The 522-nt window shown below is 39.8% G+C and carries 2 protein-coding genes; one reads left to right on the plus strand and one right to left on the minus strand.

Features of this window, described 5'->3' with window-relative positions:
• Positions 1 to 253: phage holin (locus C2862_RS25060; RefSeq protein ID WP_136223769.1), on the plus strand; the 253-nt coding region annotated here is incomplete at its 5' end.
• An 80-nt stretch (positions 254 to 333) separates the two neighbouring features.
• On the opposite strand, the gene C2862_RS25565 is transcribed toward C2862_RS25060, so the two are convergent.
• A partial coding sequence (locus C2862_RS25565) for a hypothetical protein (protein ID WP_210736129.1) occupies positions 334 to 522 on the minus strand: 189 nt, incomplete at its 5' end.

A 522-nucleotide genomic window follows, 5' to 3' on the forward strand; every position in this document is an offset into this window, starting at 1 on the left:
GAAACTGAGAATCAAATCTAAAGCTTTTTGGATTGGAGTCGTTCCGCTGGTCATCTTGTTGATTCAAGCGATTGCAGCGACTTTCGGATACACATTAGATTTATCTTCGTACGGCGATAAGGCACTAGCTGTTATCAATGCACTTTTTGCGTTGCTAGCGTTTCTAGGCATCACTGCTGATCCAACAACAAATGGATACTCTGATAGCACACAAGTGCTAGATTATAAGAAACCTCGAAAGGTTGATGAATAATGTTTAAAACAGGAACGTTAGTCACAGCAATCGGATCATTCATTGTCAAGAACAACGGTGACTAATACATTGAGTTCGATTCATTTGGCAAAGGCGGAGTCGAGATCACAGAAAACTATGATGAAAATGGTTTTTCTGAGATCACAGCAGAAGGCATTGAAAAGGAATTCGATGGCTTTGCGGTCGGGGATTTCTTTAAACTGAATGGAAAGTATGAAGTCATCCGTTCGAATGATATTTTTACCAAAGTGAAAGCTGGCGATTATATG

The sequence above is a fragment of the Massilia sp. Mn16-1_5 genome, from assembly GCF_004798585.1.
Lineage (GTDB): Bacteria > Pseudomonadota > Gammaproteobacteria > Burkholderiales > Burkholderiaceae_D > Telluria.